The sequence below is a fragment of the Chelatococcus sp. CO-6 genome (genome assembly GCF_001271345.1).
In the GTDB taxonomy this organism is placed as follows: Bacteria; Pseudomonadota; Alphaproteobacteria; order Rhizobiales; family Beijerinckiaceae; genus Chelatococcus_A; species Chelatococcus_A caeni.
Genome location: NZ_CP012398.1, coordinates 3050887 through 3063136 on the forward strand (window position 1 = coordinate 3050887; position 12250 = coordinate 3063136).

The window sequence follows — 12250 nt, forward strand, 5'->3', positions numbered from 1 at the left end:
CCTTCGCCAAGAGAGGCGGGAAAGGAAAGTGCTTCGTCGGCGCTGCAGTCATTCAACCAGGGCAGGGCGTCCCGGGCCTTGCGGACCGTGACGGGCGGATGATCATCCTGCGCGAATGTGGCAGCGGACGGGCGACGATTGCCGCTGTCGCGCCGCATATCCTGCTGCGGACGGGCGCCGATTTTGCGCAAAATGCTTCGCCGATGCGCGATTCTCCCGCCCTGACGGCACGGAGGGTCGACGGGCGGGCCTGCCTTGGGCAGGCGGCCGCGACGCCGCGCCGGAGCGCAGAAAGCAATATCGCACCATGATCATCGGACTTCTGGCCGGGCTCGCCGCCGGCGCCGTGTGGGGGCTCGTCTTCGTCGGTCCGGCGGCGGTGATGCCCTATACCAGCCTCGACCTCACGGTCGCGCGCTATCTCGCCTTCGGCATCGGCTCGCTCCTCCTGATGCTGACGGTGCCGCGCTGCCGGGCGGGCATCGTGCCGCGGCGGGATGCCGGCGCCGGGCTCGTGCTCGGCCTCACCGGCTATGTCGTCTACTACCTTCTGGCCGCCGGCGCGGTGCAGCTTGCCGGGCCGGCCATCCCGCCGCTCGTCATCGGCTCGCTGCCGGTGGTGCTGGCGCTCGTCGGCAACTGGCGGGAGCGGACGGTGCGCTGGCGGGCGCTTGCGATGCCGCTCGGGCTGATCCTCGCCGGCCTTGCGCTCGTCAATGTCGCGACGCTCGCCGGGGCGGACAGCGCCGCCTCGCGCGCCGACGTCGTCCTCGGCTGCCTGTGCGCCCTCGGCGCCGTCGCCGTGTGGACGGTCTACGCCCTCGTCAACGCCCGCACCTCGCGGGCGCTCGCGGGGGACGGCGTCTATGCCTGGACGAGCCTGCAGGGCGTCGGCTCGCTCGTCGGCGTGCTGCCGCTCGTGCCGCTCCTCGCCATCGACGGCTGGTCGAGCGTGCCGCAGCTCGGCCTCCTCAATGCCGACGGCCTGCGTCTCGTCCTCTGGGCGGTCCTGCTCGGGCTGGTCAGCTCCTGGGTCGGCACGGTGCTCTGGATCATCGCGGCGCGGCGCCTGCCGGTGGCGCTCGCCGGGCAGCTCATCGTTTCCGAGACGGTCTTCGCCCTCGTCTACGGCTTCCTCTTCGAGGGCCGCTGGCCGACGCCCGGAGAGGTGGGCGGCGCCGGCCTCCTCATGCTCGGCGTCTTCGCGGCGGCGAGCGCCTTCCGCCGGGCGGAGGAGGGCAGCAAAGACGCTCGCCTTGTCGCGGACTGTCAGCTATAAGCGCCACCTCTGTTGTGGCACGATGGAGGGAGCCTGACGGCTTTCCCTGTACTGTTGGGAGTTGGTGAGATGACCGAGCGGTGGACGCCCGCGAGCTGGAGGAAGATGCCCATCCAGCAGGTGCCTGTCTATCCGGATGCCGATGCTCTCGCGAGCGTCGAGCAGCAGCTTGCCGGTTTTCCGCCGCTCGTTTTTGCAGGTGAGGCCCGCCGGTTGAAGCGCGACCTCGCCAAGGTCGCGGCCGGCGAAGCCTTCCTCCTGCAGGGGGGCGATTGCGCCGAGAGCTTCGCCGAGCATTCCGCCGACAACATCCGCGATTTCTTCCGCCTGTTCCTGCAGATGGCGGTGGTGCTCACCTTCGCCGGCGCCTCGCCGGTGGTGAAGGTCGGCCGTGTCGCCGGCCAGTTCGCCAAGCCGCGCTCGGCGCCGACCGAGAAGGTGGGCGACACCGAGCTGCCGAGCTACCGCGGCGACATCATCAACGGCATCGAGTTCACGGAAGAAACCCGCACGCCGGACGCGCGCCGCCAGCTCATGGTCTACCGCCAGTCGGCGGCGACGCTGAACCTCCTGCGCGCCTTCGCCGGCGGCGGCTATGCCAACCTGCAGAATGCCCACCGCTGGATGCTCGGCTTCGTGAAGGACAGCCCCTCGTCGGGCCGCTATCAGGAGCTCGCCGGGCGCATCACCGAGGCGCTCGACTTCATGCGCGCCTGCGGCATAGACCCGGAGTCGCATCCCGAGATGCGCTCGACCGATTTCTACACCAGCCACGAGGCCCTGCTGCTCGGCTACGAGGAGGCGCTGACGCGCGTCGATTCCACCTCGGGCGACTGGTACGCCACCTCGGGCCACATGGTGTGGATCGGCGACCGCACGCGCCAGCCCGACCACGCGCATGTCGAATATTGCCGCGGCATCAAGAATCCCATCGGCCTCAAGTGCGGCCCCTCGCTGAAGGCCGACGAGCTGCTGCACCTCATCGACACGCTCAACCCGGACAACGAGGCGGGCCGGCTGACGCTGATCTGCCGCTTCGGCGCCGACAAGGTGCTGGAGCACCTGCCGGCCCTCGTCCGGGCGGTGAAGGAGAGCGGGCGCTCGGTCGTGTGGTCGTGCGACCCCATGCACGGCAACACGGTCAAGGCCGGCAACGGCTACAAGACCCGGCCCTTCGACCTCATCATGCGCGAGATCAAGGGCTTCTTCGACGTGCACCAGGCCGAGGGCACGCACGCTGGCGGCATCCACCTCGAGATGACGGGCAAGAACGTCACCGAATGCACCGGCGGCGCCCGCGCCCTGACGGACGAGGACCTGCACGACCGCTACCACACCCATTGCGACCCGCGCCTTAATGCGGAGCAGGCGCTCGAGGTGGCCTTCCTCGTCGCCGAGCGGCTGAAGCGCGAGCGCGCCGCGCGCATCGTGCCGCATGTCGAGGCGGCCGAATAAGCCTCCCCTTCGGGAAATGGAAAGGGCGGCCTTCAGGGCCGCCCTTCTCGTTTCAGGGCTGTTCCAGGACGATCTTGCCGATCGCGCGGCCGGATTCGATGAGCGCATGGGCCGCCCTGAGGTTGTCCGCCGTCAGCGGGCCGAAGCGTTCGCGCAGGGTGGTGTTGAGGAGACCCGCATCGACGAGTTCGGCGACCTCCTCGAGGAGACGGTGCTGCGCCGCCATGTCGGGCGTGCGGAACATGGAGCGCGTGAACATCATCTCCCACAGGAAGGCGAGGCTCTTGCCCTTGAGGGCCATGATGTCGAGCGGCTTTGCGGGATCGTCGATGGCGCAGATGCGCCCCTGCGGCCGCAGGGCGGCGACGATCTCCGCCCAATGGTCATCCGTATTGGTCAGCGAGAAGACGTAATCGACCTCGCCGATGCCGACGCGCTTCAGCTCCTCGGACAGGGGCTGGCGATGGTCGATGACGTGGTGGGCGCCGGCCTGCCGCACCCAGTCCTGCGTTTCGGGCCGCGAGGCCGTGCCGACGACGGTCAGTGACGTCAGCCGCCGCGCGAGCTGGACGGCGATGGAGCCGACGCCGCCGGCTGCGCCCACGATGAGCAGCGAGCCCGCGCCCGGGGCCTTGCCGACCGGCACGCCGAGGCGGTCGAACAGCGCCTCCCAGGCGGTGATGGATGTGAGTGGCAGGGCCGCCGCTTCGGTGAAGGACAGGCTCTTCGGCTTGTGCCCGACGATGCGCTCGTCCACCGCCTGCAGCTCGGCATTGCTGCCCGGCCGGGTGATGTCGCCGGCATAGAACACCTCGTCGCCGGGCTTGAAGAGGCTGGCTTCGGGGCCGACCTTCTCGACGATGCCCGCCGCGTCCCAGCCGAGGATCACCGGCGCCTCCGGCTTGCCCTGCCGGCGCATGCGGACCTTCGTGTCGACCGGGTTGACGGAAACAGCTTTCACCCGCACGAGGAGGTCGCGCGGGCCGATGGCCGGCTCCGGCGCCTCAAATGTGAACAGGGCCCTCGCGTCGTCGGCGGGCAGGGAGTCGACATAACCGATCGCCTTCATGATGATCTCCGGGTCAGGATTGCTGGCGCCGCCCGAGCGGCATCGCCGTCGCCGGAAATGTGGTTCTGTTCGAAGTCGAGGCCAAGAAGGCACAAGGTTGTCTCCTGGTATCAGGATTGATACCAGGCTATTCGCGGAGTGAAGGGAATGGCGAAGCGCCACGAGACATATGATTGCGCGCCCTCGTGTCCTGTCGAGGCGGCGCTTGAAATCATCGGCGCGAAGTGGAAGGGCGGCATCCTCTACAATCTCTGCGAGGGCGAAATCCGTTTCGGCGAGCTGCGCCGGCGCATGCCGAACGTCACCCAGCGCATCCTCTCGAAGGCGCTGCGCGAGCTCGAGGCCGACGGGGTGGTGCTGCGCACGGTCTACCCGACCAACCCGCCGCAGGTCGGCTACCGCTTCACGACGCGCGGCGAGGAACTGCGCCCGATCGTCGAAGCATTGGCCGTCTGGGGCAGCCCGCTCGCCTCGCCCGGCGAGGTGGACGCGGCGGCTTGAGGGTGCTCCCATCGGGAACAGCCGGTTGCGGGCCGGCGTTGACGCCACGGGGGAATGCGGAGGCGATGCCGTGGCGTTCAAGAATTCCTGGAGCGGATTAAAGGTCGCCTTCCGCAACGACCGCAACGTGCGCATCCTCGTCGCGGCGCTTCTGGCTGCGGTGCCGCTCTCCTTCGTCGTCGGTTTTTCGCCCCTCGTCTCCGCCGCGCTCATCTGCGTCGTCGTGCTGGCGCTCGCCGTCGAGCTCCTCAACACCTCGATCGAGGAACTCGCCGACCACGTCACGCCTGAGCACAATCCCGACATCAAGCGCACCAAGGACTTCGCCTCGGCCGCCGTATTCCTGACGCGCCTGCTCGCGGCCTTCGTCTGGGGCGCGACGCTCGTCGAGCGTGCCGTCTTCGGCATCTGGTAGGGCCGGGCCGCAAACCATGTCTTGCGCCGCTGCAACGGCGCAGGGCGGCCGGCGGGGCTATATTCAAGCCTGACGGTCGGGGTTTCACCGCCGTCATGCCCGCGGCGAGCGCGGGCATGACGAGAGAGGAATGTGGTTCTCTCCGAGGCCGTTAGCAAAGAACAAAGATGCCCAAGGAGCCGCCGATGCCGGATGTCACCGTGATGCCGACGCTCTTCCTGTCGCACGGCGCGCCCAACCTCGTGCTGCACAACACCGAGGCGCACCGTTTCCTCAAGGCTTTCGGCGCCGCGCTGCCACGCCCGCGCGCCATCCTGGTCGCCACGGCGCATTTCATGACGTCCGCCCCGGCCCTGACGGCCGATGCCCGGCCCGAGACGATCTACGACTTCGGCAATTTCGAGCCGGAGCTGTTCCGGATGACCTACCCCGCGCCGGGCGACCCGGCGCTCGCGGCGCGGGCCGCGGCGCTCCTCGGCGAGGCGGGCCTCGCAGCCGGCACCGTGGAGGGCAGGGGCTTCGACCACGGCACCTGGGTGCCGCTCAAGCTGCTCTATCCCACGGCCGACATCCCCGTCGTGCAATTGTCCGTCCAGCCGCGCTCCGGGCCGGCCCATCACCTCGCCCTGGGGCGCGCGCTCGCGCCGCTGCGCCGGGAGGGCGTGCTCATCGTCGGCTCCGGCGCGCTGACGCACAACCTGCACGAGCTGTTCGGGCGCGGCTATGCGCTCGATGCCCCGGCGCCCGACTGGGTCTCGTCCTTCGGCGAATGGATGCGTGCGGCGATCGAGGAGGGGCGCACCGACGATCTCCTCGACTATCGCCGCAAGGCCCCGTTCGGCCCCGAGAACCACCCGACGGAAGAACATCTCCTGCCGCTCTTCGTCGCCTTGGGGGCGGCCGGCGAGGCACGCGGCGAGCGCGTGCATGCGAGCGCGCAATACGGCGTCCTCATGATGGATGCCTATCGGTTCGGCTGAAGGACGGGTTCCGGAGGGGTGGCCCCGGCGCGTGCCGTGCATTCCCGGTTCCGCTTTGCCGCCGTTGCCGGGCGGGCCCGCCCGCGCTAAATCGAAGGCATGACGACACCCATCGACCGCTTCCGTCTCGCGCTCGCCCAGTTGAACCCCATCATGGGCGACATCGCGGCCAATCTCGCCATGGCGCGCAAGGCGCGCGCCGAGGCCGCCGCCCTGGGGGCGGATGTCGTGATGTTCACCGAGCTGTTCCTCGCCGGCTATCCGGCGGAGGATCTCGTGCTGCGCCCCGCCTTCCAGGACGCCTGCCGGCGGGCCTGCGAGGAGCTCGCCCGCGACACCGCCGACGGCGGCCCCGCCGTCCTCATCGGCCTGCCGTGGAATGAGGACGGCAAGGTCTACAACGCCTATGCCGTGCTCGATGCCGGCGCTGTCGCCGCCGTGCGCTTCAAGGTGGACCTGCCCAACTACGGCGTCTTCGACGAGAAGCGCGTCTTCGCCGCCGGCCCCCTGCCGGGGCCGGTCAGCCTGCGCGGCCTGCGCCTCGGCCTGCCCATCTGCGAGGACATCTGGAGCGAGGAGGTGGTCGAGTGCCTGGCCGAGACGGGCAGCGAGATCCTGCTCGTGCCCAACGGCTCGCCCTATTGGCACGACAAGATGTTGGAGCGCTACAACATCGCCGCCGCCCGCGTCACCGAGACGGGCCTGCCGATGGCCTATCTCAACCAGGTCGGCGGCCAGGACGAACTCGTCTTCGACGGCGCCTCCTTCATCCTCAACGGCGATGCGAGCCTTGCCGGCCAGTTCAGGGCCTTTGCCGAGACGGTCGAGTTGACGGAGTGGCGTCGCGAGCCGCAGGGCTGGCGCTGCGTCGCCGCCCCGCGCGAGGTGGTGGAGGAGGGCGAGCAGGCGGATTATGCCGCCTGCGTGCTCGGCCTGCGCGACTATGTGGAGAAGAACGGCTTTCCCGGTGTCGTGCTCGGCCTGTCGGGCGGCATCGATTCCGCGCTCTGCGCCGCGATGGCGGTCGACGCGCTCGGCTCCGAGCGCGTCCACTGCATCATGCTGCCCTACCGCTACACCTCGAGCGAGAGCCTCGACGACGCGGCCGCTTGCGCCAAGGCGCTCAACGTGCGCTACGACATCCTGCCCATCGCAAGCGCGGTGGAGGGGCTGGAGGCGGCGCTCGCGCCGCTCTTCGTCGGCACGGCGCGCGGCGTGACCGAGGAGAACCTGCAGAGCCGGGCCCGCGGCACCATGCTCATGTCCGTCTCCAATAAGTTCGGCGCCATGGTGGTGACGACGGGCAACAAGTCGGAGATGTCGACGGGCTATGCCACGCTCTACGGCGACATGAACGGCGGCTACAACCCGATCAAGGATCTCTACAAGACCGAGGTCTATCGCCTGTCCGCCCTGCGCAACGGCTGGAAGCCGAAGGGCGCGCTGGGGCCGGACGGCGAGGTGGTGCCCGCCAACATCCTCGTCAAGGCGCCGACGGCGGAGCTGCGCGAGGGGCAGAAGGACCAGGATTCGCTGCCGCCCTACGACATCCTCGACGATATCCTCATCGGGCTCGTCGAGGAGGAGCTGCGCGTCGCCGAGATCGTGGCACGCGGGCACGACGAGGCGACGGTGAAGAAGGTGGAGCGCCTGCTCTACCTCGCCGAATACAAGCGCCGGCAATCGGCCCCGGGCGTCAAGGTGACACGCCGCAACTTCGGCCGCGACCGGCGCTATCCGATCGTCAACCGCTTCCGCGACACCGGCGCGCCGGCGCACGTGCCGGACGCGGGGATGGACCGGGCAAGGGGCGCCGCCCGTGCCGACGCCATCGATTTTTGAGGGGTAGGGACGGTCGGTTCGGCGAGCTTCCCCTCCCCCCGCTTGCGGCGGGGAGGGGCTAGGGGTGGGGGGCGCTTCCGCTGGGCCTCACCTCCCGGCGCCTGTCCGGCGGCTCGTTGCGCGTGTATCGCCTGCCTGCTGCACCGCCCCCCACCCCAGCCCTCCCCGCCACTTCGTGGGGGAGGGAGCAACCCGGCTTGGTGCCGTTGTTGCATGCGAACCCGCCGGCACGGCGCGCCTCGTTCGCCGTATCGAAAGCCCAAAGGTCCATCTGATGCCCGCTCCCGTCGTCCGCTTCGCCCCTTCCCCCACCGGCCGCCTGCATATCGGCAACGCGCGCACGGCGCTGCTCAACTATCTCCTGGCGCGGCGCGAGGGCGGGCGCTTCGTCCTGCGCCTCGACGACACCGATGTCGCGCGCTCGACGCGGGAATTCGCCGACGGCATCGTCGAGGACCTCGCCTGGCTCGGCATCGTGCCGGACGTCACCGTGCGCCAGTCGGAGCGCACGGCGCTCTACGACGCGGTGGTGGACAGGCTCATCGCCATGGGCCGTCTCTACCCCTGCTACGAGACGCCGGAGGAGCTGGAGCGGCGGCGCAAGCGCCAGCTCGGCCGCGGCCTGCCGCCGGTCTACGACCGGGCCGCGCTGCAGCTGACGGCAGAGGAGAAGGCGAAGCTGGAGGCCGAGGGGCGGCGGCCGCACTGGCGCTTCCTGCTCGAGCACCGCGTCGTCCGCTGGCACGACCTCGTGCGCGGCGACAGCCATGTCGACTGCGCTTCCCTGTCCGACCCGGTGCTGCGCCGCGAGGACGGCACCTATCTTTACACCTTGCCGTCCGTCGTCGATGATCTCGACCTCGGCATCACGCATGTGGTGCGCGGCGAGGACCATGTGACCAACACGGCGGTGCAGATCGAGATCATCGAGGCGCTCGGCGGCACCGTGCCGGCCTTCGGTCACCACAACCTGCTCACCACGGCGAGCGGGGAGGGACTATCGAAGCGCCTCGGCCATCTCTCGCTCAAGGGCCTGCGCGATGGGGGCCTCGAGCCGATGGCGGTCGCGAGCCTTGCCGTTCTCGTCGGCTCGGCCGAGGCGGTCAGGCCGGTCGCCTCTCTCGACGAACTCGCCGGCCTTGCCGATCTCGGCCGCCTGTCGCATGCGCCGGCGAAGTTCGATGAGGCCGAGCTCGACGGCCTCAATGCCAGGCTGCTGCACGCGATGCCCTATGACGCGGCGCAGCCGCGGCTCGCGGCGCTCGGCGTCGGTGGCGGTGCCGCCTTCTGGGAGGCGGTGCGCGGCAACCTCGCCCGCCTGGCGGATGTCGGGACGTGGTGGGAGGTGGTCGCCGGCGAGATCGCGCCCGTCGTGACGGACGCGGCGCTCGTTGCCAGAGCGCGCGCGCTCCTGCCGGAGGAGCCGTGGGACGGGGCGACCTGGAAGGGCTGGACGGATCAGGTGAAGGCCGAGACCGGCGCCAAAGGCAGGGCGCTCTTCATGCCCCTCAGGCAGGCGCTTACCGGCCTCGACCACGGGCCGGAACTCGCGGCGCTGCTGCCGCTCATCGGCCGGGACAAGGCGGCCGCGCGGCTCGAGGGCCGCACGGCCTGAGAGCGGCCCTCAGGCGGGCATCCGGCGGTCGTAGTCCTGTTGCAGGCTCTGCCAGCGGTCCCAGAAGGGCTCCGGCTCCTCGCCCGAGGCGCGGGCGACCAGGATGTCGAGATGCATGTGCCAGCCGGCGCTGACCTGGAGCAGGGTCGAGCGGTCGGGCAGCCGGCGATGGGTCACGGTGAGCAGTACCGCCTCCTGCCGCGGCTCGAGCTCGAAGGTGACGTCGCCGGTGCCGTTCCAGGTGAAGGAGAGCCGGCGGGGCGGGTCGACCTCCGTGAGGCGGCTCTGCATCCGGTGCTCGTCCGAATAGCCGGACGGCCGCTGGCCTGGGGGATCCGTGAGTTCGTCGTGGCGCCAGATGAACTCGAAGGGCGCGCCGACCTTCATCTCCATGTCTCCGGCCGCGAGCCAGCGGCGCCGCAGATCGCTCTCCGTGAGATAGGCCCAGATGCGTTCCACGGGACCCGGCAGAAGGCGCTGGATCCTGAGCGTGGCGGGTTCGGTCAGCACGCCATAGGCGTCGAGGGTGGCTTGCTCGGTCATTGTTTCTCTCCTTCGGGGGTGGGGGATCGGCTGGCGTCCTCCGCGCGCAGGAGCGCCTCGAGCACATCGAGACGTCCTGTCCAGAAGCGCTCGTAGAAGCTCAGCCAGTGATGGGCGCTGGCGAGCGGTCCGGGATCGAGGCGGCACACATGCGTGCGGCCCCTGATCTCGCGCCGGATGAGCCCGGCATTCTCCAGGGCCTTGATGTGTTTCGAGGCCGCTGCGAGCGAGATGGCGAAAGGCTCGGCAAGCTGGCCCACCGTGCGCTCGCCGCCGGCAAGCTCGCGCAGCATGTGCCGGCGCGTAGCATCGCCGAGGGCGTGGAAGACGGTGTCGAGCTGGGGCGTGTTTAATTCAACCATGGGGTTGAATATAGGGCGCGCGGATTGATTGTCAACCAGCAGGTTGAATGACCTCGCGTGGCGGTCGAGCCGCTGGAGCATGCCTGCCCCCTTGTTGTGCCTTGAAAAGTCGCGCAAGTTCAAAGGCGTGGATGGCCGGGACGAGCCCGGCCAAGACGCTCCGGCCAAGACGCTCCCGGCGCAACACCCCCGCCGTCATGGCCGCGCTCGTCGCGGCCATCCACGACTGCCCGCCCAAGCGTCGGCGTTTGCGGGGTGGATGCCCGCGACAAGCGCGGGCATGACGATGGAGACGGTGGGAAGACAACGGCAATGCCGTACATTCGGTCCCGCCGCCCCGATGCTGGGCTCCTTCCCACATGCGGTCGGCGCCGTTGAAGAACGGCGCAGGAGGTCAACCGGTCGGTAGAATAAGGCGACCTTCGGTGCCGCCGGGGAGCGACACATGCGGCTCCACGAGCGCGCAGGCCTTGGAAGAGGCGCGCCCGCCTTTCCACCGTCATGGCCGCGCTCGTCGCGGCCATCCACGACTGCCCGCCCAAGCGCCGGCGTTTGCGGCATGGATGCCCGCGACAAGCGCGGGCATGACGATGGAGCCGGTGGGAAGACAACGGCAATGCCGTACATTCGGTCCTGCCGCCCGAAAGCTGGCGGCATCCTCTCACGCATGCGGACAGCGCCCTTCAAGAACGGCGCAGGAGGTCACCCGGTCGGCAGAATAGGGCACGTGACCTTCGGTGTTGCCGGAGGGCGGCACATGCGGCTCCACGAGCGCACAGGCGCTGGAAGAGGCGTGCCCCCCCTTCTCGCCGTCATGGCCGCGCTTGTCGCGGCCATCCACGACTGTCCGCCCGGCGCCGGCGTTGCGGCGTGGATGCCCGCGACGAGCGCGGGCATGACGGACTGCCCCAAGACCGGACTGCCCCAAGACCGGACTGCGCCAAGACCGGACTGCGCCAAGACCGGGCAAGCCCCAAGGCCATACATGCCCCAAGGGCAGGGGCAGGGCAGGCCGCGCTACCTGTTCGGCGCCGGACCTTCGACCTTGGGCACGGCGACGACGTTCGGGGCGACGATGCGTACGCGGGTGCGCACGCCGTCCGGACGCGTGACGTCCTGGGTCGGGCCCTCGTGCTGGTCCACGGTCGGGCCGGCGTCCTCGATGGCGCCGGCGTCGATGCCCGAGGATTCGCTCGAGCCCGTGGGCAGGGCGCTCGCCGATTCGCCGACTTCCTCTTCCGCATCCGCCGGCTTCTTGGCGTCCTGCGCACGGCTGCGCTGCGGCGCCTCCTGCTTGGGCCGCGACAGTTCCTCGGCCTTCTCGGCCGTGACGATGAGGTCGCCCTTGCGGCCCTCGATCATCTGCTCGGCCCGCTGCAGCACCTGCGCCCAGGTCTCGTTCTGGCTCTTGCAGCTGCAGGCCGGGTCGAAGGTCTTCTTGTAGCGGCCGGCGTTGGGCATCGCCGTATAGGGCTGGCCGGACCAGCTCGCCGCCTGCTCGATGGCGCCGCCCTGCGGCATGAAATAGAGGTCCGTCGCCGCGCCGGGGCACATCGCCTGGCACATGCTGCGCCCGCCCTCACGCCCGCCGGGGCTCGCCCCGAGGGGGAAGAAATAGCCGTCGCAGGTGCGCACGCAGACCGCGCGCGAGCCGCCGAAGCGCTGGCCCTCGTCGAGGGGCACCTCGGTCATCTCGGGCACCGGCTCGTCCGGGGGCGGGCCGCCGCCGAACAGGCTTTCGAAGAAGCCGCGCGGGCGCCCGCCGGGCTGGCATTCGCGGGCGTACATCGCCTGCAGCTGCCGGCGGCGCTGCTCGACGCCCGGCCCGCCGCCGAGGCGGTCGGCGGTGGCCAGCAGCTGCTCGAGGTTGCTCTCCATCTGCCGGATGCGGCCGGCGAGGCCGTTGCATTCCGGCGGCGGCGCATCGCCGAAGAACAGGAAGCGGCCGCGGCTGCAGCCGAGCTGGTCGAAATAGGCGCGCGTGCGGTCGAGTTCCTGCCGCTGGCGCCGTGCCGCCGTCTCATACTGGCGGGCGCGCGGATCGGGCCCCGCCTGCAGGGAGGCGAGCTCGGCCCGATAGCGGTCGCAGACCGGCGACTGCGCGAGCGCGGAGGAGGCGGCGACGACGAGGGCGACGGTCGCAAAGGCGAACTTCAGAGAGCGAGCAACCATCGATCCTTCTCGGGGCG

The 12250-nt window shown here is 70.0% G+C and carries 12 protein-coding genes; 8 read left to right on the plus strand and 4 right to left on the minus strand.

The genetic code is table 11. The features are described 5' to 3' along the window. Positions 1 to 98: 98 nt before the first annotated feature. From AL346_RS25400 to AL346_RS14435, 3 genes are all read left to right on the plus strand, one after another. Positions 99 to 311 (plus strand): hypothetical protein, encoded by a 213-nt coding sequence (locus tag AL346_RS25400; protein WP_157672211.1) that lies wholly within the window; start codon positions 99 to 101, stop codon positions 309 to 311. Continuing rightward, the gene (locus tag AL346_RS14430; protein ID WP_019400726.1) at positions 308 to 1279 is read left to right on the plus strand and encodes a DMT family transporter; all 972 of its coding nucleotides are present in this window, start codon (positions 308 to 310) and stop codon (positions 1277 to 1279) included. Before AL346_RS25400 ends, AL346_RS14430 begins: the two co-directional genes overlap by 4 nt. Positions 1280 to 1348: 69 nt before the next feature. Continuing rightward, positions 1349 to 2734: a class II 3-deoxy-7-phosphoheptulonate synthase gene (locus AL346_RS14435; RefSeq protein ID WP_026014875.1), complete on the plus strand. Its 1386-nt coding sequence runs from the start codon at positions 1349 to 1351 to the stop codon at positions 2732 to 2734. 52 nt (positions 2735 to 2786) lie between these two features. Here AL346_RS14435 and AL346_RS14440 read toward each other — a convergent pair whose 3' ends face one another. Then, positions 2787 to 3803 (minus strand): zinc-binding alcohol dehydrogenase family protein, encoded by a 1017-nt coding sequence (locus AL346_RS14440; protein ID WP_019400724.1) that lies wholly within the window; start codon positions 3801 to 3803, stop codon positions 2787 to 2789. A 147-nt stretch (positions 3804 to 3950) separates the two neighbouring features. On the opposite strand from AL346_RS14440, the gene AL346_RS14445 reads away from it, so the two are divergent. The 5 genes from AL346_RS14445 (at position 3951) to gltX (ending at position 9156) form a co-directional block, all read left to right on the plus strand. Beyond that, positions 3951 to 4304, plus strand: a complete 354-nt coding sequence (locus tag AL346_RS14445) for a helix-turn-helix domain-containing protein (protein ID WP_019400723.1) — start codon at positions 3951 to 3953, stop codon at positions 4302 to 4304. Between the two features lie 70 nt (positions 4305 to 4374). Further along, entirely contained in the window at positions 4375 to 4719 is a 345-nt protein-coding gene (locus tag AL346_RS14450; protein ID WP_026014874.1) for a diacylglycerol kinase, read from the plus strand. A gap of 185 nt (positions 4720 to 4904) precedes the next feature. Continuing rightward, complete coding sequence (locus tag AL346_RS14455) at positions 4905 to 5699, plus strand: class III extradiol ring-cleavage dioxygenase (RefSeq protein WP_197286567.1); 795 nt, start codon at positions 4905 to 4907, stop codon at positions 5697 to 5699. Positions 5700 to 5798: 99 nt separating this feature from the next. Next, positions 5799 to 7541, plus strand: a complete 1743-nt coding sequence (locus AL346_RS14460) for an NAD+ synthase (protein WP_019400720.1) — start codon at positions 5799 to 5801, stop codon at positions 7539 to 7541. 274 nt (positions 7542 to 7815) lie between these two features. Further along, positions 7816 to 9156 (plus strand): glutamate--tRNA ligase, encoded by a 1341-nt coding sequence (gene gltX, locus AL346_RS14465; RefSeq protein WP_019401550.1) that lies wholly within the window; start codon positions 7816 to 7818, stop codon positions 9154 to 9156. A gap of 9 nt (positions 9157 to 9165) precedes the next feature. Here gltX and AL346_RS14470 read toward each other — a convergent pair whose 3' ends face one another. The 3 genes from AL346_RS14470 to AL346_RS14480 form a co-directional block, all read right to left on the minus strand. Then, positions 9166 to 9699 carry an SRPBCC family protein gene (locus AL346_RS14470; RefSeq protein WP_019401551.1) on the minus strand — a complete coding sequence of 178 codons (534 nt, stop codon included), beginning with the start codon at positions 9697 to 9699 and terminating at the stop codon, positions 9166 to 9168. After that, the gene (locus tag AL346_RS14475) at positions 9696 to 10061 is read right to left on the minus strand and encodes a helix-turn-helix transcriptional regulator (RefSeq protein WP_019401552.1); all 366 of its coding nucleotides are present in this window, start codon (positions 10059 to 10061) and stop codon (positions 9696 to 9698) included. The genes AL346_RS14470 and AL346_RS14475 overlap by 4 nt, the downstream gene beginning before the upstream one ends. 1017 nt (positions 10062 to 11078) lie before the next feature. After that, positions 11079 to 12233 carry a DUF2865 domain-containing protein gene (locus AL346_RS14480; protein ID WP_053193806.1) on the minus strand — a complete coding sequence of 385 codons (1155 nt, stop codon included), beginning with the start codon at positions 12231 to 12233 and terminating at the stop codon, positions 11079 to 11081. Positions 12234 to 12250 lie beyond the last annotated feature (17 nt).

Excerpts from the sequence above, each read along its gene's own strand:
- AL346_RS14460 (WP_019400720.1), top strand. The coding sequence starts at position 5,799 with ATGACGACACCCATCGACCGCTTCCGTCTCGCGCTCGCCCAGTTGAAC.
- AL346_RS14430 (WP_019400726.1), top strand. The coding sequence starts at position 308 with ATGATCATCGGACTTCTGGCCGGGCTCGCCGCCGGCGCCGTGTGGGGG.
- AL346_RS14435 (WP_026014875.1), top strand. The coding sequence starts at position 1,349 with ATGACCGAGCGGTGGACGCCCGCGAGCTGGAGGAAGATGCCCATCCAG.
- AL346_RS14440 (WP_019400724.1), bottom strand. The coding sequence starts at position 3,803 with ATGAAGGCGATCGGTTATGTCGACTCCCTGCCCGCCGACGACGCGAGG.
- AL346_RS14470 (WP_019401551.1), bottom strand. The coding sequence starts at position 9,699 with ATGACCGAGCAAGCCACCCTCGACGCCTATGGCGTGCTGACCGAACCC.
- AL346_RS14475 (WP_019401552.1), bottom strand. The coding sequence starts at position 10,061 with ATGGTTGAATTAAACACGCCCCAGCTCGACACCGTCTTCCACGCCCTC.
- AL346_RS14480 (WP_053193806.1), bottom strand. The coding sequence starts at position 12,233 with ATGGTTGCTCGCTCTCTGAAGTTCGCCTTTGCGACCGTCGCCCTCGTC.
- AL346_RS25400 (WP_157672211.1), top strand. The coding sequence starts at position 99 with ATGATCATCCTGCGCGAATGTGGCAGCGGACGGGCGACGATTGCCGCT.
- gltX (WP_019401550.1), top strand. The coding sequence starts at position 7,816 with ATGCCCGCTCCCGTCGTCCGCTTCGCCCCTTCCCCCACCGGCCGCCTG.
- AL346_RS14445 (WP_019400723.1), top strand. The coding sequence starts at position 3,951 with ATGGCGAAGCGCCACGAGACATATGATTGCGCGCCCTCGTGTCCTGTC.
- AL346_RS14455 (WP_197286567.1), top strand. The coding sequence starts at position 4,905 with ATGCCGGATGTCACCGTGATGCCGACGCTCTTCCTGTCGCACGGCGCG.